Origin of the sequence: Collimonas sp. OK412 (assembly GCF_900112135.1) — a bacterium.
GTDB classification, from domain to species: domain Bacteria; phylum Pseudomonadota; class Gammaproteobacteria; order Burkholderiales; family Burkholderiaceae_D; genus Collimonas; species Collimonas rhizosphaerae.
Window position 1 is genome coordinate 139866 of the sequence record NZ_FOLC01000002.1, and the last position, 22290, is coordinate 162155.

The 22290-nt window shown below is 61.5% G+C and carries 25 protein-coding genes; 9 read left to right on the top strand and 16 right to left on the bottom strand.

Translation table 11 applies throughout. The features are described 5' to 3' along the window. Positions 1-17: 17 nt before the first annotated feature. From BM062_RS03145 to BM062_RS03195, 11 genes are all read right to left on the bottom strand, one after another. The gene (locus BM062_RS03145) at positions 18-320 is read right to left on the bottom strand and encodes an urease subunit gamma (RefSeq protein WP_092393009.1); all 303 of its coding nucleotides are present in this window, start codon (positions 318-320) and stop codon (positions 18-20) included. Positions 321-376: 56 nt separating this feature from the next. Continuing rightward, a complete protein-coding gene (locus BM062_RS03150; RefSeq protein WP_092393012.1) occupies positions 377-1285 on the bottom strand; it encodes an urease accessory protein UreD in 909 nt (302 codons plus the stop codon). Positions 1286-1291: 6 nt separating this feature from the next. Beyond that, the gene (gene urtE / locus BM062_RS03155) at positions 1292-1990 is read right to left on the bottom strand and encodes an urea ABC transporter ATP-binding subunit UrtE (protein WP_092393016.1); all 699 of its coding nucleotides are present in this window, start codon (positions 1988-1990) and stop codon (positions 1292-1294) included. Positions 1991-1996: 6 nt separating this feature from the next. Then, entirely contained in the window at positions 1997-2857 is an 861-nt protein-coding gene (urtD, locus tag BM062_RS03160; protein ID WP_092393019.1) for an urea ABC transporter ATP-binding protein UrtD, read from the bottom strand. After that, a complete protein-coding gene (gene urtC / locus BM062_RS03165) occupies positions 2854-3993 on the bottom strand; it encodes an urea ABC transporter permease subunit UrtC (RefSeq protein ID WP_092393021.1) in 1140 nt (379 codons plus the stop codon). Before urtC ends, urtD begins: the two co-directional genes overlap by 4 nt. Beyond that, positions 3990-5594: an urea ABC transporter permease subunit UrtB gene (urtB, locus tag BM062_RS03170; RefSeq protein ID WP_092393023.1), complete on the bottom strand. Its 1605-nt coding sequence runs from the start codon at positions 5592-5594 to the stop codon at positions 3990-3992. Before urtB ends, urtC begins: the two co-directional genes overlap by 4 nt. A 494-nt stretch (positions 5595-6088) precedes the next feature. Next, on the bottom strand, positions 6089-7342 hold the full coding sequence (gene urtA / locus BM062_RS03175) for an urea ABC transporter substrate-binding protein (RefSeq protein ID WP_092393025.1): 1254 nt from the start codon (positions 7340-7342) through the stop codon (positions 6089-6091). Positions 7343-7689: 347 nt separating this feature from the next. Continuing rightward, complete coding sequence (locus BM062_RS03180) at positions 7690-8772, bottom strand: calcium:cation antiporter (RefSeq protein ID WP_092393028.1); 1083 nt, start codon at positions 8770-8772, stop codon at positions 7690-7692. A gap of 75 nt (positions 8773-8847) precedes the next feature. Beyond that, positions 8848-9792, bottom strand: a complete 945-nt coding sequence (dapA, locus tag BM062_RS03185; RefSeq protein WP_092393032.1) for a 4-hydroxy-tetrahydrodipicolinate synthase — start codon at positions 9790-9792, stop codon at positions 8848-8850. A 51-nt stretch (positions 9793-9843) separates the two neighbouring features. Next, positions 9844-10209: a hypothetical protein gene (locus BM062_RS25860; protein WP_254784883.1), complete on the bottom strand. Its 366-nt coding sequence runs from the start codon at positions 10207-10209 to the stop codon at positions 9844-9846. Between the two features lie 128 nt (positions 10210-10337). Further along, entirely contained in the window at positions 10338-11138 is an 801-nt protein-coding gene (locus BM062_RS03195; protein WP_092393035.1) for an AraC family transcriptional regulator, read from the bottom strand. Between the two features lie 88 nt (positions 11139-11226). Between BM062_RS03195 and BM062_RS03200 the strand changes: the two genes are divergently transcribed. Next, positions 11227-11493, top strand: coding sequence for a hypothetical protein (locus BM062_RS03200; protein WP_092393038.1), 267 nt, complete (start codon positions 11227-11229; stop codon positions 11491-11493). Positions 11494-11524: 31 nt separating this feature from the next. Here BM062_RS03200 and BM062_RS03205 read toward each other — a convergent pair whose 3' ends face one another. Both BM062_RS03205 and BM062_RS03210 read right to left on the bottom strand, forming a co-directional pair. Then, the gene (locus BM062_RS03205) at positions 11525-12235 is read right to left on the bottom strand and encodes an N-acetylmuramoyl-L-alanine amidase (RefSeq protein ID WP_092393041.1); all 711 of its coding nucleotides are present in this window, start codon (positions 12233-12235) and stop codon (positions 11525-11527) included. Next, positions 12232-13185 (bottom strand): LysR family transcriptional regulator, encoded by a 954-nt coding sequence (locus tag BM062_RS03210; protein ID WP_217647557.1) that lies wholly within the window; start codon positions 13183-13185, stop codon positions 12232-12234. The genes BM062_RS03205 and BM062_RS03210 overlap by 4 nt, the downstream gene beginning before the upstream one ends. Positions 13186-13321: 136 nt before the next feature. On the opposite strand from BM062_RS03210, the gene BM062_RS03215 reads away from it, so the two are divergent. From BM062_RS03215 to BM062_RS03240, 6 genes are all read left to right on the top strand, one after another. Then, positions 13322-14560 (top strand): argininosuccinate synthase-related protein, encoded by a 1239-nt coding sequence (locus tag BM062_RS03215; RefSeq protein ID WP_092393047.1) that lies wholly within the window; start codon positions 13322-13324, stop codon positions 14558-14560. Beyond that, complete coding sequence (locus tag BM062_RS03220; RefSeq protein WP_092393050.1) at positions 14561-15316, top strand: 2OG-Fe dioxygenase family protein; 756 nt, start codon at positions 14561-14563, stop codon at positions 15314-15316. A 129-nt stretch (positions 15317-15445) separates the two neighbouring features. Then, positions 15446-16438, top strand: a complete 993-nt coding sequence (locus BM062_RS03225; RefSeq protein ID WP_092393053.1) for a DMT family transporter — start codon at positions 15446-15448, stop codon at positions 16436-16438. A gap of 483 nt (positions 16439-16921) precedes the next feature. Then, entirely contained in the window at positions 16922-18817 is a 1896-nt protein-coding gene (locus BM062_RS03230) for a S53 family peptidase (protein ID WP_175500863.1), read from the top strand. A gap of 104 nt (positions 18818-18921) precedes the next feature. Next, entirely contained in the window at positions 18922-19146 is a 225-nt protein-coding gene (locus BM062_RS03235) for a hypothetical protein (protein ID WP_092393059.1), read from the top strand. A gap of 47 nt (positions 19147-19193) precedes the next feature. Next, the gene (locus BM062_RS03240) at positions 19194-19409 is read left to right on the top strand and encodes a hypothetical protein (RefSeq protein ID WP_092393062.1); all 216 of its coding nucleotides are present in this window, start codon (positions 19194-19196) and stop codon (positions 19407-19409) included. 11 nt (positions 19410-19420) lie between these two features. Here BM062_RS03240 and BM062_RS03245 read toward each other — a convergent pair whose 3' ends face one another. Further along, positions 19421-19822: a hypothetical protein gene (locus BM062_RS03245; protein ID WP_092393065.1), complete on the bottom strand. Its 402-nt coding sequence runs from the start codon at positions 19820-19822 to the stop codon at positions 19421-19423. Between the two features lie 367 nt (positions 19823-20189). Here BM062_RS03245 and BM062_RS03250 point away from each other — a divergent pair, with 367 nt between their 5' ends. Both BM062_RS03250 and BM062_RS03255 read left to right on the top strand, forming a co-directional pair. Beyond that, positions 20190-20840, top strand: a complete 651-nt coding sequence (locus BM062_RS03250; RefSeq protein ID WP_092393068.1) for a glutathione S-transferase family protein — start codon at positions 20190-20192, stop codon at positions 20838-20840. A gap of 80 nt (positions 20841-20920) precedes the next feature. Continuing rightward, entirely contained in the window at positions 20921-21277 is a 357-nt protein-coding gene (locus BM062_RS03255; protein WP_092393071.1) for a DUF1304 domain-containing protein, read from the top strand. Between the two features lies 1 nt (position 21278). Here the strand turns inward: BM062_RS03255 and BM062_RS03260 are convergent, their stop codons facing one another. Both BM062_RS03260 and BM062_RS03265 read right to left on the bottom strand, forming a co-directional pair. Continuing rightward, entirely contained in the window at positions 21279-21818 is a 540-nt protein-coding gene (locus BM062_RS03260; protein WP_092393074.1) for an NADPH-dependent FMN reductase, read from the bottom strand. Positions 21819-21893: 75 nt separating this feature from the next. Then, entirely contained in the window at positions 21894-22148 is a 255-nt protein-coding gene (locus BM062_RS03265) for a hypothetical protein (protein ID WP_092393077.1), read from the bottom strand. Positions 22149-22290: the final 142 nt, after the last annotated feature.

Sequence of the window (22290 nt, forward strand, 5' to 3'; positions counted from 1 at the left end):
GGTGGCTCCGGCGCGGGTTAGGGAATAGGGTGATGCACGGTGACCAGCTTGCTGCCGTCCGGGAAGGTGGCTTCGACCTGGATGTCGGGAATCATTTCGGCGATGCCGTCCATCACGTCGGCGCGCGTCAGGATCTGGCTGCCGTAGGACATCAGTTCGGCGACGCTCTTGCCGTCGCGCGCGCCTTCCATGATGGCGGCGCTGATCAAGGCTACCGCTTCCGGATAGTTCAGCTTGAGGCCGCGCGCCAGCCGCCGTTCTGCCAGCAGGGCGGCGGTGAAGATCAGCAGCTTGTCTTTCTCTCTTGGCGTCAGGTCCATGTGACTGTTCTTTCTTTTCGATGACGGAGGTGATGTCGGTTCGTTGATTCGTTGATTCAGGTGTTCCAGATACGCGGTATCAATGCTTCGTGCCCCAGCATTTGCGGGCGGACCAGCTGCCAGGCCAGCATCATCCACTGCCGCGCCAGTTCGCTGGAGTGGCCCAGGTGGCGCAGCACCAGGACCGATTTCACCTGCGTGACGCCGACGCTGGCGCGGTCTCCCGCCAGTTGGTTCGAGAGTTCGCGCAACTGTTGCACGAAGCCCGGAGAAAACGGCTTGCCGGCCGCCACCAGGGTGGCGCACACGGTACAGCCCGCCAATCCCAGGCGGTTATGCATGGCTGGGCTGGCGCCGCTCAGCGTGCCTTGTTCGAACCACAATAATTTGCCGTCGCGGCGGATACTGGTCTGCTGCGAGATGCGGCCGCTGTTGAATGTTTCGCCCGAGGCGGTGCGGCCGAAGCACAGGATCTCGCCGCCGATGTAGCGGGCTTCGCCTTGCAGCTCGACCTGGTGTTCCAGCGCGACTTCGGCCCGGTCGAAAAAAATGGTTTCTTGCGGCAGCCATTCCATGGTTGCCCAATCGGCAACCTGCAGCCGGACTTGTTGCCGCGAAAGCTTGCCGTTGGCCTGGTACCACTTGGCCGCGCCGGGCGTAGTGAGGAAGGCGTGGGCGGCTGCGCCGACGCTGGCCTTGACGGCAAGCTGGTCGCCGCCGACCACGCCGCCGGGCGGATGGACGATGATGGCGTGGCAGATCGATGGATGTTCCGGATAGAGCGCCTTCTGCACGCGCAAGGGACCGTAGTGGGCGCGCTCCAGCAGCCGCGTGGTGCCGCGGTCGTCGCCAAAGCGCAGCGACAGCCATGCCTGGTTGCCGGCGCGATGGATTGGCTCGGACAGGGCCGCAGGCAGGGCGGTCTCGGCGCTAGCGGGCATGGGCTGGACGGTCAAGTTATCCATGGAGCACTATACCGCCAAGTGCCGTTTCACGCTGTCGTCATCCATGCCGTCCTGGCTGCCGGCGGCCACCACTTCGCCGCGCGACAGCACGACAAAGTTGTCCGCCAGGTCGCGCGCAAAATCGAAGTACTGTTCGCACAGCAGGATGCCGATGTCGCCGCGTTCGCGCAGCAGGCGGATCACGCGCCCGATATCCTTGATGATGGAGGGCTGGATGCCTTCGGTCGGTTCGTCCAGGATGATCAGCTTAGGTTCCGCCAGCAAGGCGCGCGCGATCGCCAGTTGCTGCTGCTGGCCGCCGGACAGGTCGCCGCCGCGCCGCTGCAGCATTTCCTTCAGCACCGGGAACAGTTCATAGACCTCGTCCTTGATCAGCAACGCCTTCTTGCCCGATTTGGTAGCCATGCCCATCAGCAGGTTTTCTTCCACCGACAGGCGCGCAAAGATTTCACGTCCCTGCGGCACATAGGCAATGCCAAGCGCGGCGCGCTGGTGCGGCTTGAGGCTGGTGATGTCGCGTCCTTCCAGCGTCACCTTGCCGCTGGCGCTGGGCAGCACGCCCATCAGGCACTTCAGCAGGGTGGTCTTGCCGACGCCGTTACGGCCCAGCAGAGCCAGGCACTTGCCTTTTTCCAGGGACAGCGAAACGCCGCGCAGGGTATGCGAGGAGCCGTAATACTGGTTCAGTTGTTCAACGTTCAGCATAGTCTTCTAGCGCCCGAGGTAAACTTCGATCACGCGCTCATCGGCCTGCACTTCCGACATCTTGCCGGCTGCCAGCACCGCGCCTTCATGCAGCACGGTGACCTTGCCCTCCTGCGCGATCTCGGCGACAAAGCCCATGTCATGCTCGACTACCATGATCGAGTGCTTGCCGCGCAATTCATTGAGCAGTTCCGCAGTGCGCGCGGTTTCCGCATCCGACATGCCGGCCACCGGTTCGTCCAGCAACAGCAGCTGCGGTTCCTGCATCAGCAGCATGCCGATTTCCAGCCACTGCTTCTGGCCGTGCGACAGCAGGCCGGCCAGTCGCCGCTCGTTGCCGTTGAGGCGGATCAGCCTGAGGCAAGCGTCGATCTTGTCGACCTGTTCCGAGCTCAGCCGCGAAAACAAGGTGGTCCGGACTGTCAGGCGCTTGCCCATCTTCATCGCCAGCTCAAGGTTCTCGAACACGGTATGCTGTTCGAACACCGTCGGCCGCTGGAACTTGCGGCCGATGCCGGCGTGGGCGATGTCGTATTCGGTCAGCTTGGTCAGGTCGATGCTCTGGCCGAAGAAAGCGGTGCCGGCGCTGGGCCGGGTCTTGCCGGTGATGACATCCATCATGGTGGTCTTGCCGGCGCCGTTGGGGCCGATGATGCAGCGCAGTTCGCCCACCGAAATATCCAGGTTCAGGTTGTTCAGCGCCTTGAAACCGTCGAAGGAAACCGTGATGTTTTCCAGGTAGAGGATGGCGCCGTGGGTGGTGTCGACGCCTTCCGGCTTGATCCGCGCATACGAGGTGCCGTAGTCGGCGTGCAGGGCGTTATCGACCTTGTCGGATGGCTGCGCCGGGTTATAGATCTGGCTCATGCGCTCTCCTTGCCGCTCTTGAATTTGCTCTTCAGCTTGTCGGCCAGGCCCAGGATCCCCTGCGGCATGAACAGCGTGACCAGGATGAAAATCAAGCCGAGCGCGTACAGCCACAGGTCGGGGAAGGCGCCGGTGAACCAGCTCTTCAGGCCGTTCACCGAGAAGGCGCCGATGATCGGCCCCAGCAGCGAGCCGCGGCCGCCGACCGCGGCCCAGATCACCATTTCGATCGAATTCGCCGGCGACATCTCGGACGGATTGATGATGCCGACTTGCGGCACGTACAAGGCGCCGGCAATGCCGCACAGGACCGCCGACAAGGTCCACACGAACAGCTTGAACCAGAGCGGGTTGTAGCCGATGAACATCAGGCGCGATTCGGAATCGCGCACTGCCTGCAGCACCCGTCCGAGCTTGGAGGTGACGATCCAGCGGCACAGCAGCAGGGCGCCCAGCAGGAAGGCCAGCGTGATCAGGTACAGCACCGCCTTGGTCGACGGCGCCGTGATGGAGTAACCCAGGATGCGCTTGAAATCGGTGAAGCCGTTGTTGCCGCCGAAGCCGGTGTTGTTGCGGAAGAACAGCAGCATGAAGGCGAAGGTCATGGCTTGCGTGATGATCGAGAAATACACGCCCTTGATGCGCGAGCGGAAGGCGAAATAACCGAACACGAAAGCCAGCACCCCCGGCACCAGCACCACCAGCGCCATGCAGTACCAGAAATGGTCGGTCAGCGACCAGAACCAGGGATAGGTTTTCCAGTCGAGGAACACCATGAAGTCGGGCAGGTTGCTTTGATAGACGCCGTCGCGGCCGATCGCCCGCATCAGGTACATGCCATGGGCGTAGCCGCCCAGTGCAAAGAATACGCCGTGGCCGAGCGACAGGATGCCGGTGTAGCCCCATACCAGGTCGAGCGCCAGCGCCGCCATGGCGTAGCACATGAACTTGCCGACCAGGGCTACCGTGTAGCCGGAAATGTGCAATACATGGCCGGCAGGGAAGGCCAGGTTGAGCACCGGCAGCAGGGCCAGGACCACGCTGCAGAAAATGATCCCGCTCCATGCCGGACGCGAAAACAACGGCGTCCTGGTGGCGGCGATCTGCTGGGAAACCGGTAGGGTTGCGCTGCTCATTCGACGCTCCTGCCTTTCAGCGCAAACAGGCCTTGCGGGCGTTTTTGAATGAAGACGATGATGAAGACCAGGATCGCGATCTTGGCCAGCACGGCGCCGGCCACCGGCTCCAGGAACTTGTTGACTTCGCCCAGGCCGAACGCGGCGATCACGGTACCGGCCAGCTGGCCGACGCCGCCCAGCACCACCACCATGAAGGAGTCGACGATGTAGCCCTGGCCCAGGTCCGGCCCGACATTGCCCAGCTGCGACAGCGCCACGCCGCCGAGGCCGGCGATGCCGCAGCCGAGGCCGAAAGTCATCATGTCGATCTTGCCGGTCGAGACGCCGACGCAGGACGCCATGCGGCGGTTTTGCATGACCGCCCGCACGAACAGGCCGAGCCGGGTCTTGTTCAGGATCAGCCACACCGCCAGCACCACGGCCAGCGCGAAGAAAATGATCACGATGCGGTTATACGACAGCACCAGCGAACCGAGCACGGTGACGCCGCCCGACATCCAGCTGGGATTGGCGACTTCGACGTTCTGCGCGCCGAAGATGGAACGCACCAGTTGCATCAGCATCAGGCTGATGCCCCAGGTGCAGAGCAGGGTTTCCAGCGGCCGGCCGTACAGCCAGCGCAGCACCAGCCGCTCCAGCACGATGCCGACCGCGGCGGTGACGATGAAGGCGGCCGGCAGCGCGACCAGCAGGTAGCCGTCCAGCGCGCCCGGGAAATACTGGCGGAACAGCAGCTGGCAGACATAGGTGGTGTAGGCGCCTATCATCAGCAGTTCGCCGTGCGCCATGTTGATGATGCCCATCAGGCCGAACGTGATCGCCAGCCCGAGCGCGGCCAGCAGCAGCACGCTGCCGAGCGAGATGCCGTAGAACACCTTGCCGATGAAATCGACCGTCGCCAGGTGGCGGTCCAGCACGCCCAGGGTGCGCACTGCTTCGATGCGTACCGCCGGATCCGGCTCGACATAACTGCCGTCCGGGTTCTTGTCGAGCAGGTTTTGCAGGGCGGGGCGCAGGTTGGCGTTGGTGCTGCCGGCCAGGGTTTGCACCGCGGCCTTGCGGGTGGCGGCTTCGGGCGAGTGCAGGTTGGCGGTGGCGATCACCTGTTGCAGGATGGCCTGGATTTCGGGATCGCTTTCCTGATGCAGGGCTTTGCTGATCAGCGGGATTTGCGCCGGGTCGGCGGTTTTTATCAGTTCCGTGGCGGCGGCAATGCGCTGGTTGCGGTTGGCGGAAAACAGTTTCAGGCCGGACAGGGCGCCTTCCACTACGCCGCGCAGGCGGTTGTTGACGCTGATGCCTTCGGCGTCGTCGGGTGCGGGCGAGGCCTGGTCGGTGGCTGGGTTGAATGCCTGGGTGTCGTCGACGATCAGTATGGTGCCGTCGGGGCGGGCGTACAGGGCGTCGGTGTTCAGCGCGTTCAGGATCTTTAGTGCGTCGTCGTTGGCCAGTGCGGCGATCTGGTTGACTGCGGCTATGCGTGCATCGGGATCGTCGCCGGCCAGCGGCTTGAGCAGCGCCGGATCGATCCTGGCGTGCGCCAGCGCGGTGTGCAGGCACAAACTTGCAATGAGAAGAATTTTTCTTGAGATTTTCATTAGTCTGTTTGCGAGCCGATTTTTCCTGCCTTGGCATTACGGGACGGTAGTTAAATGGGGTCAGAGTTTTTTTTCGCGCCTTTTGCGAAAATTACTCTGACCCCATTTAACGGGCTACGGAGTACATTCGGTGGCATGCGGTGAACGTTTGTCGTTGATTAAAACGGTAGCTACTCCGTGGATGCAAGCCGGGGGCGGCCCGGCAGCCGCTCACTTTCTTTTGCTTCGCCAAAAGAAAGTAAGCAAAGAAAAGGCGACCGCAAAGCCGTTGCCTTCCCTTCGGTCAGGTCCCCAAATGAGCCAGCAGTCAGCCGGGTGGGAAGACAAACTCGCTTCGCTCAAACATGTCTTCCCACAATTCCCGGCTGACCGCTGTCTCATTTGGCAACGTCCCAATGCGGAATTCAAAAGCAACGGCAACGTCAAAAGCAACCCCAACGTCAAAAACAACTACAACAGCAACGTCAAAACCAACAGCCTTGATGCCGCTACGGTCAGAGTTTTTGTTTGCTTTCGTTGCCTGGGATGTACGGGCTCCAGGGCTGTGCGCGGATCGTGGTCTTGGTTTTGTTGACTACGTTGAATTGGCCGTCAGCCTTGATTTCGCCGATCATTACCGGCTTGTGCAGGTGATGGTTGGTGGCGTCCATTTCCAGTTCATAGCCGGACGGGGCCTTGAATTTCTGGCCGGACATGGCGGCGATCACTTTGTCGGTGTCGGTGGACTTGGCTTTTTCCACGGCCTGTTTCCACATGTAGATGCCGACATAGGTCGCTTCCATCGGATCGTTGGTGACTACGGTGCTGGCATTCGGCAGTTTCTTGGCGACGGCGTAGGCTTTCCATTTCTTGATGAAGGCGGTGTTGACCGGGTTTTTCACCGACTCGAAATAATTCCATGCGGCCAGGTGGCCGACCAGCGGCTTGGCGTCGACGCCGCGCAATTCTTCTTCACCGACCGAGAACGCTACCACCGGCACGTCCGTGGCTTTCAGGCCGGCATTGCCCAGTTCCTTGTAGAACGGCACATTGGAATCGCCGTTGATGGTCGAGATCACTGCAGTCTTGCCGCCGGCGGAAAATTTCTTGATGTTGGCGACGATGGTCTGGTAATCGGAGTGGCCGAACGGCGTGTAGACTTCGTCGATATCCGCATCCTTTACGCCCTTGCTGTGCAGGAAGGAGCGCAGGATCTTGTTGGTGGTGCGCGGGTAGACATAGTCGGTGCCGAGCAGGACGAAGCGCTTGGCGCCGCCGCCTTCTTTCGACATCAGGTATTCGGTGGCCGGGATCGCTTGCTGGTTAGGCGCGGCGCCGGTGTAGAACACGTTCTTCTCCAGCTCTTCGCCTTCATACTGCACCGGATAGAACAGCAGGCTGTTGAGTTCCTTGAAGACCGGCAGCACCGATTTGCGCGAAACCGAGGTCCAGCAGCCGAACACCACCGACACCTTGTCCTGCGAAATCAGCTGGCGCGCCTTTTCGGCGAACAGCGGCCAGTTGGAAGCCGGGTCGACCACCACCGGCTCCAGTTGCTTGCCCATCACGCCGCCGTTGGCGTTGATCTCTTCGATCGCCATCAGGGCCACATCCTTCAGCGAGGTTTCAGAGATCGCCATGGTGCCCGACAGCGAATGCAGGATGCCTACCTTGATGGTGTCCGCGGCAAATGCAGACGGCAGCCAGGAGCTGGCGGCCAGGGCGAAAGCGCCGAGTGCGGTAGCTTTCAGAAGGGTGCGACGTGACATGAATTTCTCCTCCGGTTATGAGCGATAAAAAACAGAAAAAGCACGAGCAAAGAAAGCCTGCGGCAAATCTGGTGCGGGGATGCGCCGATTACACAATGGCATTAGCAGAATGCATGCCAGAGAGGCGGGACGGCGCCATGCGCCGGATTCGGGGAGAACGACTTGAATCTGAAGCAATATCGACGCCGGCGAGACGCGCGGCGCCCATATTTGGTGAGAGGGGATTTTGGTGCAGGATAAGCGCACCAGCATGGTGCTGCGCTATGCGGCGACCCTGGGGCCGCTGCAAAAAACGATACCGGTTGGTGCGGAAAACCCGGAACTGGCTGGCCGGTTCCGGGATTGGTTCAGGGAACGATGGTGGTGAACAGGTAAACCGCAAAAATCACCAGGTGCACCGTGCCTTGCATGACCGTGGTGCGGCCGGTGCCGAGCGACAGCGTGGCGACGATGAAAGACAGCAGCAACAGCACGGTGGATTTGACGTCCAGGCCGAGCGACAGGGTCCAGCCGGTGGTGAGCGAAACGATGGCAACCGCCGGAATGGTCAGGCCGATGCTGGCCAGCGCCGAACCCAGCGCCAGGTTGAGGCTGGTCTGCAGGCGGTTGGCGCGCGCCGCGCGCACCGCGGCCAGTCCTTCCGGCAGCAGCACCACGGCGGCAATGATGATGCCGACCAGGGTCTTGGGCGCGCCGACGCTCGCCACCGCGGTTTCCAGGGCCGGCGCCAGCGATTTCGCCAGCAGCACCACCGCTCCCAGGCAAACCAGCAGCAAGCCGCCGCTGAGCGCGGCCACCTTGGCCGATGGCGGCGCCGCGTGGACATCTTCATCGTTGACAGCTTCTTCCGGCAAGAAGTAATCGCGATGGCGCACGGTCTGCACCAGCACGAAGGTGCCGTACAGTATCAGCGAGATGACGGCGATGAACGCCAGCTGGCTGGGACTGTAGAACGGGCCCGCGGCGCTCGAGGTGTAGTTGGGCAGCACCAGCGTCAGCACCGCGATCGCCGCCAGCGTCGCCAGCGAAGCGCTCACGCCCAGCAAGCCGAAACTCTGTTCCTTGTGGCGGCTGGCGCCGACCAGCAGGCAGATGCCGACGATGCCGTTGAGGATGATCATGATGGCGGCAAATACGGTATCGCGCGCCAGGCCCGTGGTTTCTTCGCCGCCGGCCAGCATCAGCGAGACGATCAGCGCCACTTCGATCAGGGTCACCGCCAGCGCCAGCACCAGCGTGCCGTAAGGTTCGCCGACCCGGTGCGCGACGACCTCGGCGTGGTACACCGCCGCCAGCACGCTGCCGAGCAAGCCGATCACCAGCAATATCGTGTAAAAACCGCCTGGATTAAAGCTCGCGCCGCCGAGCAGGAGCCAGCCGGCGACCGGAGCGGCAATGGACCATATGGGGAGTGCAGGGGAAATTTTCATAAGGCGATTGGACACGCATCAAGCATTTTTTGCAAGTATTGCGTGGAAATCGGCCGCCGGTAAGGACAGAGCGTCTCATCTCACCAGGCCCAGCAGCCGGGATTTGCCGCGCACGGCCGATTCCGGCTGCGCGCTCTTGCCGGCAACCGGCACCGTCATCAGTTTTTCCAGCGCCCTGGCCAGCTTGACCCGGCCCGCCGCCGACATCCGTGTCATCGGCAGCCGCAGTTCGTCCTGTATCTGGCCTTGCATGGCCAGCGCTGCCTTTACCGGACCAGGATTCGGTTCCGAGAACAGCAGCTGGATCATCGGCAGCAGCTGCTTGAACAGGGCGCGCGCCGAACCGAGCTGGGCGGCGCGCACCAGTTCGAACAAATGCACAAACAGGTCGGGCCGTATGTGCGCCGCGGCGGAAATCGCGCCGTGCCCGCCCAGGCAGAGCATATTGAACAGCAAGGAATCGTCGCCGCACAGGACACGCAGGCTGGTGCGGTTGATCAGTTCCATGGTTTGGGCCAGGTTGCCGCTGCTTTCCTTGATCGCCACGATATTGGCATGCTGTTCCAGCGCGCTCACGGTAGCGACATCGATATTGACGCCGGTCCTGGCCGGGATGTTGTACAGGACCAGCGGGCTCTCGGCGACCGCGGCCAGCGCTTCGAAATGCAGGCGTATGCCTTCTTGCGACGGCCGCACATAGGACGGCGCCGAAACCAGGAAAGCGGCCGGGCGCAAGGCGTTCAGGCGCTCGATTTTCTCGGTCACCGCGCGCGTGTCGCTGCCGCCGATGCCCATCGCCACCGGACAGCGGTCTTGCACCGCTTCCATCACGCCGCACAGCAGCTTGTCTTGTTCATGCTCGTTCAGGGTGGCGGCTTCGCCGGTGGTGGCGCATGCCACCAGGCCATGCACGCCGGCAGCGGACAGATTCAGGGCCAGTTGCTGCGCGCCGTAGAGATCAAGCTTGCCCTGGCGGAAAGGTGTGACGAGGGGAACCCAGATGCCTTCAAAAATGGACATGATGTTCTGTTTTCAGTAGAGGTTGGAATGATGTGGGGGCAGTAGCCATGCTCATGCCGGCAGCAATGGCGTGATGCGGCCGAATTCCGCCTGCGGCAAGGCGCGCATGATGTTGCCGATGACGGCGTCGATCGAGCCCTTGCTCAGGCACAGCCAGAATTTCATTTTGCTGGCGTGGTCGACCGGCTTGACGCGCATGTAGATCATCAGGTCGCCGCAGGTGCCGACGATGATGCGGCGCAACTCGGCGACCGAGGCGGCATCCACGGTGATGCGCATCATGAAATCTTTGTGGATCGGGAGAGTCGGCTGGCGATACGAATGCGAAGGGAAGGGCAAGGCAGGGGCCTGGATTTTTTTCGAGACGGCAGCGGGAAGCGAAGAGAAACGCCATGCTGCTGGAATTACCTGATTCATAGAGGGTATCTACTGGTCGTTTAGGTGACTACAGGTTAGCAGGCGGGACGTAAAGATTCTCTAAAAAGGACTGGCGGGCTTGTAAACGCGGCGTAAAAATTGCTGCGCTTCCCGTGCTCGATGCCGGTTCAGGCTACGCTGTTTTTTGCAGACAGGTATTTGCTCGGGGCGACGCCCAGCGAGCGCCGGAACATGGCGATGAATGCACTCAGGCTGTCATACCCGAGATCAAGCGCGATGCCGGTCACCGGCTGTCCCGCCATCAGCAGTTCCAGGGCGCGCATCAGCCGTGCACGCTGGCGCCATTCGGAAAACGGCATGCCGGTTTCGGCGGCGAAGCGACGGGTCAACGTCCTGGGCGCAATCGCAGCCCACTCAGCCCATTGCTGCAGGCTGCGCTGGTCCGCCGGATTGTCGGCCAGGGCCTGGGCGATTTTTTTCAGGCGGCGTTCCGCCGGCAGCGGCAACGCCAGTCTTGCGCGCGGCAGGCTGGCGATTTCATCGAGGATGACGGCCAGTACGCGCGCTTGCATTGCATCGGGCATGAGGGTATCGGACCAGCTTGCGGCTCGCAACACGGCCGCCCGCAGCAGGCCAGAGACTTGCAGCACCAGCGCTTGCCGCGGGAGACCGGCACAGGCGGCGGGCGCGACATAAACGCTCCAGCCGTCGAAGGGGCCGTGCGAGCGCAGGCTGTGCGGCTGATGGCCCGGGATCCAGACGGCGTGGCTGGGCGGCACCACCAGCCGTTCGTCGCCGGTATCGATGCTGAGCAAACCGCCGGTCGCAGCGATCAGCTGGCCGCGCGCATGGCTATGGAGCGGCGTGGCGCGAAAATCGTCGCTGCGGCAATGCACCGCGATGACTTGCGGCCCGTCTTGGCCGTCGGCGCGGGCGGGATCGAGCAGGGTTTGTGGTTTGGCTTGCATGCGACATATTATGGCTTAACAACACAAGCCAGGCCATTTTTTGCACCGCATACTGGGCACTCCTTTCTTAAATTAATGGAGCACAACCATGCGAGCAGAAGACCTGCTTCCCAACCATATCGATAGCGGTGATTTCAACGGCACCGTCGTGCGCAAGGGCACTGTCGGCGCTTTCCTGGCCAATGCCCGCACCTTCCTGGATCCGGCAGCGGCGCCGGGCCGCCGCCAGGAAGCGGAGCAGCACATGGCCGAGGCGCTTGCGGCGCTGGATGCACTCGGCCTGTTCGAGGTATGCGCGCTGCGCGATCCCGCCTTGCTGGCTTTTGTCGAAGAATGCCGCCGCAGGCAGGGTTGAATTTTGCCGGCTGTCCGCCAGCTGCATGCTCTTATGGCGCCGCCGGCAAACACTGCCGTATGCCGGCGGCGACGGCGCGGGCAGCCTTGCCGGCAAACTGCGGCGAGGCCAGGCGCGGTTCCTGGTCGGGATTGGCCAGCACGCCGATTTCGATCAGCAGCGCCGGCGACTCGGCGGTTTTCAGCACCACCAGGTCGTCAAAGCGATGGATCCCCAGCTGGCGGTCAAGCAAGGGGCGGTTTTCGCCCCGGATGGGCGTGGCGTGATAGAGCGAAGGGTGTTCGCCGATGTCTTGCAGGCGCAGGCTGATGCTTTTGGCGCAGTCCAGGCTGCGCGCATAATGCGACTTGCCGGCGGCAACAAACAGGGCGTAGCCGGAGAATTCGCGGCTCCGGCCCGCGTCCAGCCAGGCTTGCTGCATCGAATCGTGGTGGATGGAGACGAACAGCGCCGCCTTGGCGCTGGCTTTGGTGCGCGCTTGCAAGGAAACCGGCGATCCTGACGCGGCGACATCGACCACGTCCAGTCCTTCTGCCTGCAATGCCTTGCCGAGGGCGACGGTGAATTGCCGGTTGAGGTCGAATTCACGGATGCCGCCGGGGCCGGCGGCGCCGGGGTTTTCCGTCGTGTGGCCGGTATCGACCACGACTTGCTGTGCGTTGCAGCGGGCAAGCGGCAGGCCGTAGCAGCAGACCAGGCCGGCCGTCGCCAGGAGCAGCCTGCGGATGGCGGCCTTGCTCATTTATCGGATGCCAGGCGCCGCCGGTCCAGGGGTTTGAGGTCGGCTTCCATGTGGGTCGCCAGGTGGTCGATGAAGACGCGCATTTTGGGCGCCAGGTAGCGGGTCGGCAGGTATTGTATGAAAGCCGTGCCCTGGTAGGCGGCGATGAATTCCCAATCGGTGAGCACGGCTTTGACCAGCCCTTGCTCAAGCGCGTTGCGGACGATGAAGTAGGGCAGGCAGCCGATGCCCAGGTTCTGCAGCACGCCGTCCAGGCGCGCTTCGCTGTGGTTGACCACGTAACGGCCGCGCACCTTGATGATGGTGGTTTCTCCCTGGCGCATGAAGTGCCAGTCGGAATCGCCGGGATTTTCGCCAAGATAGAGGCAGCTATGGCTGCACAGGTCTTGCGGCTGTTTCGGCGTGCCGTGCTGGGCCAGGTAGCTGGGGGTGGCGCACAGCACCTGGTCGATCGACATCAGCGGCCGCGCCACCAGGCCGTCGGCCGGCTGGCTGGTGATGCGGATCACCAGGTCGGCGTCGTCGTTGATCAGGTCGACGTGGCGGTCGGTGAGTATCAGCTGCACATCGACTTGCGGATATTTTTCCAGGAAACTGGGAATCAACGGCGTCACCACGCCCTTGCCGAAGGCTTTCGGCATGCCGACCCGCAGCAGTCCCTGCGGCACCGCCACGAACTTGTCGGCGACTTCCATCGCCGCCTTGGCCGCGCCCACCATCTCCAGGCAGCGCTGGTAAGCCTCGCTGCCGGACTCGCTCAGGCGCAGCTTGCGGGTGGTGCGTTCCAGTAATCTGACAGATAATGCCTGCTCCAGACGCGATACCTGGCGGCTCACCGCCGAGGGCGTCATGCCGAGCTCCTGCGCCGCGGTCGAAAAGCTGCCGGTTTCCACTACCCGGACAAACACCGCCATATCCGGCATCAGCTTGATATATCGATTGGCTCCCATTTGTTCCCACCGTGCACAAGTGTTGTTCTGAATACATAGATTATCGTATTTGCTGGAATAAAACATAATTACATTCATTGGTGATTGTTTTTATTGATTTATTCATACTATCTAGTTTTTGAATGTCGGAGCTCCCATGATTCAGCCGCTAAAAAGAATACGCAGCATCGACGACCTGAAACTGGTTGCGGCTCACTGCGAGCATGTCCTGACTTTGTTCAGCGGTGGACTGGATAGTACCTATGCCTTGAAATGCCTGGTCGATAGCGGTTGCCGCGTGACGGCGCTGACGGTGGACTTGGGCGAGGGCATCAACGCCGCCGACCTGCAGCAGATCACGGCGCACTTCGGCGCCGAGCTGCTGGTGATCGACGGCCAGCAAGCGTTCGCCGAAGATGCCGTGCTGCCGGCGATCCGCGCCAATGCCCGCTACATGGGCATCTATCCGATCAGTTCGTCCTTGTCGCGTCCCATCATCGCCCGCTTCGCGGTCGAAACTGCCTTGCGACTCGGCTGCAACGCCGTGGTCCATACCGCCAACCAGTCGCAGAATACCCTGCGCCGCCTGAACGGTGCGATTGCGCAGTTGGGCTACGCCGGTTATTACGGGACGCCTTACGAATACACCGCGATCTCCCGCGAAGAAAAAATCGAAGCCTTGCGCGCTGCCGGCCTGCCTCACTTCCAGGCGCGCGGCATCAGCGGCGACGCCAACCTGTGGTGCCGCGAATTTGAATCCGGCTCGCTCGACAATCCGGAATCGTTCTGGGTGCCGGAATCCCTGTTTGACTGGACTGCCGCCGTCGATCCGGCGCCTGCCAGCACCGAACTGTCGATCCGTTTCGACGGCGGCCGGCCGGTCGCCATCGACGGCGAAGCTTTGCCGCTGGTGGAACTGATCGCGCGCCTGAACCGCCGCGTCGGCGCCTTCGGCATCGGCCGTTATTGCGGCCTGGAGCACCTGGAACAGGGCGAGAAAGTGCTGGAAGTACGCGAGGCGCCAGCCGCCATGGTGCTGCTGGAAGCATACCGGCATCTCGAAACCGCAGTGCTGGACGCCGAACTGCTGCGCGAAAAACTGCACATGGAGCAGCTGTGGGTGCGCGAAGCAATCGAAGGACGCTGGTTCACCCCGCTGCGCGCCGCCGCCGACCGTTTCATCCTGGAGACCGTGCAGTACGTCAGCGGCACAGTCAACTACCGCTTGCGCGCCGGCGCTGCCGACGTCTGCGCGATACGCGCCGACGCGCCGCTGTACCTGACCGATCGCGACAGCTGGGAAAAAGACATCGCCGCGCAGCGTTCCAGCCGGCAGCTGTCGGTGCCGACCGGTTCGGTGCTGGATGCCAGCAAACTGCTGGCTGAGGAAAACTAAATGGAAATCGACCTCTTGGCGCCCATCAGGATCGCGCCGCCCATCATCGACCATCTCAGCAACGAGCTGCGCCAGCGGCAATTCAGCGTGATGTCCGGCCGCGCCGTGCAAGCTGCCTGCGATGTCGATCCGGGCACCTGGGATGAATTCGCCAGCTGCTGGAACAACCTGCCGCAAGACAAGTACATGGGCGACAACGGCAGCTACCGCTTCCGCCGCTATAGCGCATTCGAACTGGACGGCGCCGACGGCGTGCTGCGGCAGCTGCCGCACGCGCCTTACGTGCAGCCGAGCTACATCAATAAATTGAACGGCGACGTCGCCCGCCATTTTGAACCGCTTGAGCAGCACTTTATCGACAACCCTTTCCTGTCCGGCCTGCTGCTGTCCCTGGCGCAAGTGTTTGACCGGGTCGATGGCGGCAGCGGCAAATGGAATATCCGCCTTCATCCTTACCGCATACGCGCCAGCTCCCATGTTCCAGGCAACCCGACGCCGGAAGGGCTGCACCGCGACGGCGTCGACTATATCGTGACCATGATGGTGCGCCGTCATAACGTGGTCGGCGGCGAGACCTACATTACCGATGTCGCCGGCAAGCTGATGTGCCGCTATACCTTGACCGACCCGATGGACCTGATGCTGGCCGACGATGCCCGCACCATGCACGGCGTGACCAAGGTGCTGCCGCATGAAGCCAAGCGTGAAGCATTCAGAGATGTGCTGGTGATTGCCTATACCAGGACCCAAGCTTAACCAAGCGTGATCCGACCCTGACCAATATCCTCGGTGCTCCCGCCGTTTGTTCCGCTCAGCCTCCACCTAGGCGGAACGTTTTTTTTTCTTAACTGATAACGCTGATGGCGTTATCCGGAGTAAAGCGAAGTGACGATCCCATCTGCCAGCCGGTCCCCCAATCCATCTGCCAAAGGTCTCTGGTTCGCCGACTTGCTGCTGTTGCTGGTTGCGATCGTCTGGGGCACCAGCTATGGCGTCGCCAAGGACGCGCTGGTGTTTTATCCGGTGCTGGGTTTTGTCGCGATCCGTTTTTGCATGACCTTTTTCCTGCTGTTGCCCAGCCTGCGCCGGCTGGGCCGGCCGGAAGGCAGGGCTGCGTTGCGGGCAGGCGTGCCGCTCGGCTTGATCCTGCTTGCCATCTTCATCTGCGAAACCTTCGGCGTGGCGTTGACGCAAGCTTCGAACGCCGCTTTCCTGATCAGCCTGTGCGTCGTCTTTACGCCTTTCGTCGAATGGCTGGTGATGGCGCAACGGCCGCCGGTCAGCGCTTTCGTGGTGGCTTTTGTTTCGCTGTCCGGCACCTGGCTGCTGACCATCGGCAGCAACCTGACCTTCAACCTGGGCGACGGCCTGATGCTGGCGGCGGCATTGCTGCGCGCCTTCATGATGGTCATGACCAAGCGCCTGACGATCGACAAGAACATGTCCAACCTGACCCTGACCGCGGTGCAATCCGGCGTCGTCGGATTCGGTTGCCTGCTGGTCGCCAGCCTGTTCATGCAAGGCGGCTTGCCGCCGCTGCCAAGCGATCCGAGCTTCTGGGTGAGCACGGTTTACCTGGTGCTGTTTTGCACCATCTTTGCTTTTTTTGCGCAGAACTATGGACTGCGGCGCAGCAACCCTACGCGGGTTTCGCTGCTGATGGGAAGCGAGCCGGTATTCGGCGCGCTGTTTGCTTCGTTCTGGCTCGGCGAGAAACTCGGCGCCTTGTCCTGGGTCGGCGGCGCGCTGATTGTCGGCGCCACTTTATGGGCGACATTGCCGCGTTCGATGCTTAATTTCGGTGCGGTTTTTTCGACCCGGAATATCAAGCAGGAGAGTGCTCCCATCATTGGTGCGGGAATTGATTCGAGCCAATGAATACAAGGGTTTGAGCGGAAACAGGGGAGCAACGAAATACGCGGTTCGATAGAAGAAAATATCAGTTGAATTGATATTGCCATATGGAAATAATTGATTTATTCTGAATCACAAGACAGATAGATTTGAATCGTAAAAAAAGATGTGAAGCGTTGATTTTTCACACGGCAACCGCTCCAAAAGAGTCATCGATGCCGTGGTTAATCCTCAAGAGGGAAGTCTCATGATTTGCACCGGATTCAATTCAATCTCCATCCGCCCGCGCTGCTCGCCAGATGCTGCGCAGCGGACCGCGGCTCCTTCCGATCTTCCGGCATCGCTAGCGCTAACGCTGCGGCCATCCAGTTAACGGACACCACGTCCCGTTAAGCAACTGCATCACGACCGGTGATGCAGACTCCAGCGCCAGACCAACTTTGCATTGCTGATCGCAATGCCGGGCTGCGGCGTCTTTTATCTGTTCCATTCAAGAGGAATATGCACATGAAATCGGAAATATCAGCGAAAGTACTAGCAGCAAATTTTGCGATTCCCCAGGCTTCGGCATTGTCATTGGCGCTGTCCCTGGTGTTTGCATCTTTGTCCGCCACCTCCTATGCAGCGGTGGCGGATAACAGCGCTTGGGTCACCACCAAGACCCAAGCGTTCTTGCCGCAAGTCCAAGCGAATCAAAAGAGCGTGGCAGCCGATGCCAGCGTGGTTACCCCAGCCGCATCCGCCGTGCAATTGGCGCAAGGCGAGCCGGTCCATGTGACGCTCAGCCTGAATTTGCGCAATGAAGCCAAGCTCGACAAGTTCCTGCAAGACTTGCGTACTCCTGGCACGGCTTCCTACGGCAAGTTCCTGACGCCGGCGCAATTTGCCGCGGAATATGCACCTTCGGAAAAAGATGTGGCGAAAGTGGTTGCCCATCTGAGCAAGTCCGGTTTCGTCAACATCCAGGTCGCCCCGAATCGCCAGCTGGTGACAGCCGACGGCACCGCCGCTACTGTGCAAACCGGCTTCCGCACGGCGCTGAAGCGCTTCCAGCAAGACGGCCGCAACGTGTTCGCCAATACCGACGCAGCGCAAGTGCCTGCGGCGCTGAGCGGCATCGTCGGCTCGGTGCTGGGTTTGCAGAACGTTGCGATCGCCCAGACCCATCATCGCTGGGTGCAGGCTCCTGAAGCAGGCGTGAGCGCACAGGCTAAAGTCACGGTCAATGCAACGCCGGTCGCGACGGCGCACAGTCCGGTGCAGTTCCCTGCAATCTATAGCGTCGGCACTACGCCAACGGCTTCCAACACCGTGGTCGGCATCATCTCGGCAGGCGATCTCAGCCCGACGATTACCGACCTGCAAACCTTCACTACCGCCAAGGGCCTGCCTACCGTCAATACTTTGGTGGTGAAAACCGGTCCTGCCGGCGCCGACTATAGTGATACTTCCGGCCAGGTCGAATGGAACCTGGACAGCCAGACCATCACCGGCACATCCGGCGGTGTCAAGCAGCTGGTTTTCTACGCGTCGCCTGACATGAGTTTCAGCGGCATCACTGCTGCCTACAACCGTGCGGTGACTGACAATGTGGCCAAGGTCATCAACGTCTCGCTCGGCGGCTGCGAATCGGATACGCATAGCGACGGCACCCAGGCAGCTGACGACAACGTGTTCAAGCAGGCTGTGGCGCAAGGCCAGACATTCTCCATTTCAACCGGAGATGCAGGCACTTACAATTGCCAGGTCAGTTCGATTTCCGGTGCGCCTGGCGTGCCGAAAAGCAAAACGACCTATGACGTCAGCGAACCGGCTTCTTCGCCTTACGTGATCGCAGTCGGCGGCACCACCCTGTACACCAACTCCGGCGCCTACAGCAGCGAAACCGTGTGGAACGAAGGCTTGAGCGCGATCGGCACCTACGACGACGCAGGCGACTACGACGCCACCAAGCGCCTGTGGGCAACCGGCGGCGGCTACAGCAAATACGAAACAGCGCCTAGCTACCAGACTGGCGTGATTGCCGCCGGCAAGACCACCCGTGGCCTGCCGGACATCGCATTTGATGCCGCCAGCGCCAGCGGCGCCACCATCTACTACAACAACCAGACCGGAACAGTCGGCGGCACCAGCTTGGCGGCGCCGATCTTCTCCGGCGTCTGGGCTCGCCTGCAATCGGCCAACAGCAATGCACTGGGCTTCCCGGCAGCCAGCTTCTACAAGTATTTCCCGGTTGCTGCCAACGCTTCGCTGTTGCATGACGTGACCTCCGGCACTAACGGCGCCAGCAGTCTGTACGGCTACAAAGCTGCCGCCGGCTGGGATGCGACAACAGGTTTCGGCAGCCTGAACATCGGCAACCTGAACACCTTCGTCAAGAACACTTCGGATTTTGCACGTTAATCTTCCGAGGTTTCTATAGCAAGCATGTCTGAAATCGCCGGCGCGGACTGGTTTGGTCCGCGCCGGCGACGAGATGGCAGTACCTGTACCGATCGGAGCCGGACATGAACAAATCGAATCTCAGATGGATAGTCGCCGCCCTTGCATTGGGCGCCGGCGGCATCTATGCGGTTTTCTCGGTCGACGATTCGATAGCGAAAACCGGGACCCAGGCCGTGGCGGCGGCCGGGGAGCGGGGCGGATTGGCATCTGGCGCCGCGCAGGCCGCTGCGCCAGCCTTGTCGGCCAAAGCGCAAGACGCCGTGAGTATCAATCCATTTGGAAAATAGCAAACGTCCGGGCCTGAACCGGACCAGCAATCAAGGAAGAATCCGCAATGACCGCATATCTGCAACGACAAGACCGGCTGGCGCTGGTGACCCAGGCCACGGCAAACGTTACCGGCAAGCGATTCTGCTCGCATCACCAGGGTGAAGTCGCGGTGGCGGAAGGCGATTTCGTGTTGCGCAACAAATCCAAGCGCTGGATCTGCTTCCGCTGCCAGGAACGCAGCCGGCTGCGCCGCGATGCGCTGGCAAAACAGGTCGGATAATCAACCTTGTTTCAACGGAATGCCGCAAGCGGATCGTATTGCGGCGCTGGAGCATCGTCTGCCTCCGCCGCGGCATTTTTCTGCTTGATGAAGCTGACCGAAGTGACGCGCCATTCGCCGCGCTGCAGCTGCCAGCCGTGTATCACTTTCTGCCAGCCCGGCTTCAGGTACAGCTGGTTGTCGCGTTCCAGTTCCCAGTGGCCGGCTTCCCATACATACCAGCCGCCTACGTAATTCCAGAATCCAGGACTCCACACCAGCCCGGCGCGCGCGACCGGCTCGGCTTCTTTCTTGGGCGCCGGCGGGGCATTCCTGAGCACGATGTCGGGACCGCCCTGGGTCCTCGGCGGCGGACTGGCGAACGATGAAAAGCGGCCGGCGATGATCGCTGCGATGCTGAGAGGGTGTTTCATATTTGCGCTCCTGAAGTTGTTCAGTGCGATCGATTGTACGAAGCGGGAATTTCAGAAATGTGTCCCGTGCATTTGCTTACACTTTTCACATTTGACTTACAGCGCCAGGCTGGTTTGCCGATCCCGGCGCAGGCTGGCGGCCGCTTCGATTCCCCTATGACAACCCCTGGTTTTCCGTGACCGCTGCGCCGCCTGCGGCGACTGCGGAGGTCTTGTGAATAGATTAATAGAACTTGACCGGGCGCTGGCGGAGTAGAGGGTTTGGACTAATGCAAGAGGAAAATATTATCTAGTTGTTTCATTATGTGTCGGCAATGCTTGAGATATATTACATGCCCTGAGCGCCATAAAAAAATCAGGAGATGCCATGACACCGAACCGCCGCGTGACTTTTTTCCATTCGCCGAACACCCGCTCCATGGGCGCCCGTATCCTGTTAGAGGAACTGGGCGCCGACTACCAGCTGCACGCGCTTAACATGAAGGCGGGCGAGCAGCGCAATCCCGCATACCTGGCAATCAATCCGATGGGCAAAGTCCCTGCGATCCGCCATGGCGAAGCGCTGATTACCGAACAGGTCGCGGTTTTCCTGTACCTGGCCGACCTGTACCAGGATGCCGGGCTGGCGCCGGCGCTGGACGATCCGCTGCGCGGCCCGTACCTGCGCTGGATGGTGTACTACGGTTCCTGTTTCGAGCCGGCGCTGGTCGACCGCGCGCAAAAGCATCCGCCGGTGGCGCCGTCGACGTGCCCCTACGGCGATTTCGATACGATGCTCAAGACCTTGACCGACCAGCTGGCCAAGGGACCGTATATCCTGGGCGACAAATTCAGCGCCGCCGATGTCCTGTGGGGCACCGCGCTGACCTGGACCACAGCTTTCCAGCTGGTGCCGATGTCGCCGGTGATACAGGCTTATATCGACCGGGTCAATGCGCGCCCGGCGGCGCAGCGCGTCAAGGCGCTCGACGCTGAGCTGGCGGCGCAGCACGCCAGCCTGGCCGCAGCCAAGGCCTGAAAGCGGATTTCACCTCGCCTGCCGCCATCCTGCCAAAGCAGGGGCGGCGGCTTCCATCATCAAAAAAAACGGAGTCTGGATTGAATACTGTCACCAACCTGCTGATTGCCCTGGTCGCCTTGCTGCACGTCTATTTCCTGGTGCTCGAAATGTTCTTGTGGGATAAGCCGTTCGGCCTCAAGACGTTCAGGCTGACGCCCGAGTTTGCCGCGGCGTCCAAGGCGCTGGCCGCCAACCAGGGTTTGTATAACGGCTTCCTGGCTGCAGGCCTGGCCTGGGGGTTGTGCCTGGGTGCACCAGGGTATGCGGTCAAGATTTTTTTCCTGGCTTGCGTAATCGTCGCCGGCATCTTCGGCGCACTCACTGTCAGCCGCAAGATCTTGTACATTCAGGCGGTGCCGGCTATCGTCGCTTTGGGTTTGCTGACGCTGGCCTGACTCATTCAGACGGCAAGCGGGCCGCCAGCACGGCGGCCCGCAAGGCGAGCAGCGCGCCGCACAGCGTCGCGGAAATTCCTGGGTGACAGACGATCTGGTCTTCGCTGAGATGTGACCCGAGGATGGGGACGGTGACCGACGCCGGCTCGACAACCTGCGCCGACATCATCGTGACGATTTCCTTCAAGGACGCCTGGGCGTGCACCGCCCTGGGCGAGGCGTTCAGCAATGCCACCGGCTTGAGCACAAAAGCTTCGCAACCCACCATCCAGTCGAGTGCATTCTTCATGGCGCCGGTAATGCCGTGCGCATACTCCGGGCTGGCGATCAGCAAGGCGTCGGCGGCCACGATGCGGGCGCGCAAGTCTGCCACGGCAGCTGGGTCGCTGGCTTCGATATCGGGATTGAACAAGGGTAAATCACCCAGGCCGCTGTACAGCGCGACGCTGATGCCGGCGGGCGCCAGGCGTGCCATGGCGCGCAACAGGGCGGAATTGTGGGAGCCTGCGCGCAGGCTGCCCGAGATGGCCAGGAATTTCATGATGCCCGAGGATCTTTGCAAGGACAGCCATTATGCCAACATCCGTTCCGGGCGTCGCCGGCGCAGCGTTCCTGCCTATTTTGCAGGCGCGGCTTGCGGTGCGGGAGCAACCTGGTGTGCGGCGGCGGCTTCATCAGCGGCTTTCTTGTTGGCCAGGTGGCGTCCCACGACGCAGCCGCCAACCGCGCCGACCACTGCGTGATGGCCCGCGTAGTGGCCTGCCACCGCGCCCACGGCTGCGCCTTTCAGGCAGCCTTTTGCCTGGGCTGCGCCGGTAGCGGCGACCAGGGCAACGGTGCATAGCATTGCTGCGATGATGCTTGATTTCATGGCGATTCCTTTGGAAGATGATTGTGCTTGTGCAGATCGTTAACGCCAAGGGCTGGGCGCTCGGTTGACAGCACCTGGAAAAAAGCGGCGGCTGTCGAATTGCCTGTTTTTCAAGGAAGCAGATCAAATGCCGGTTTTTTGA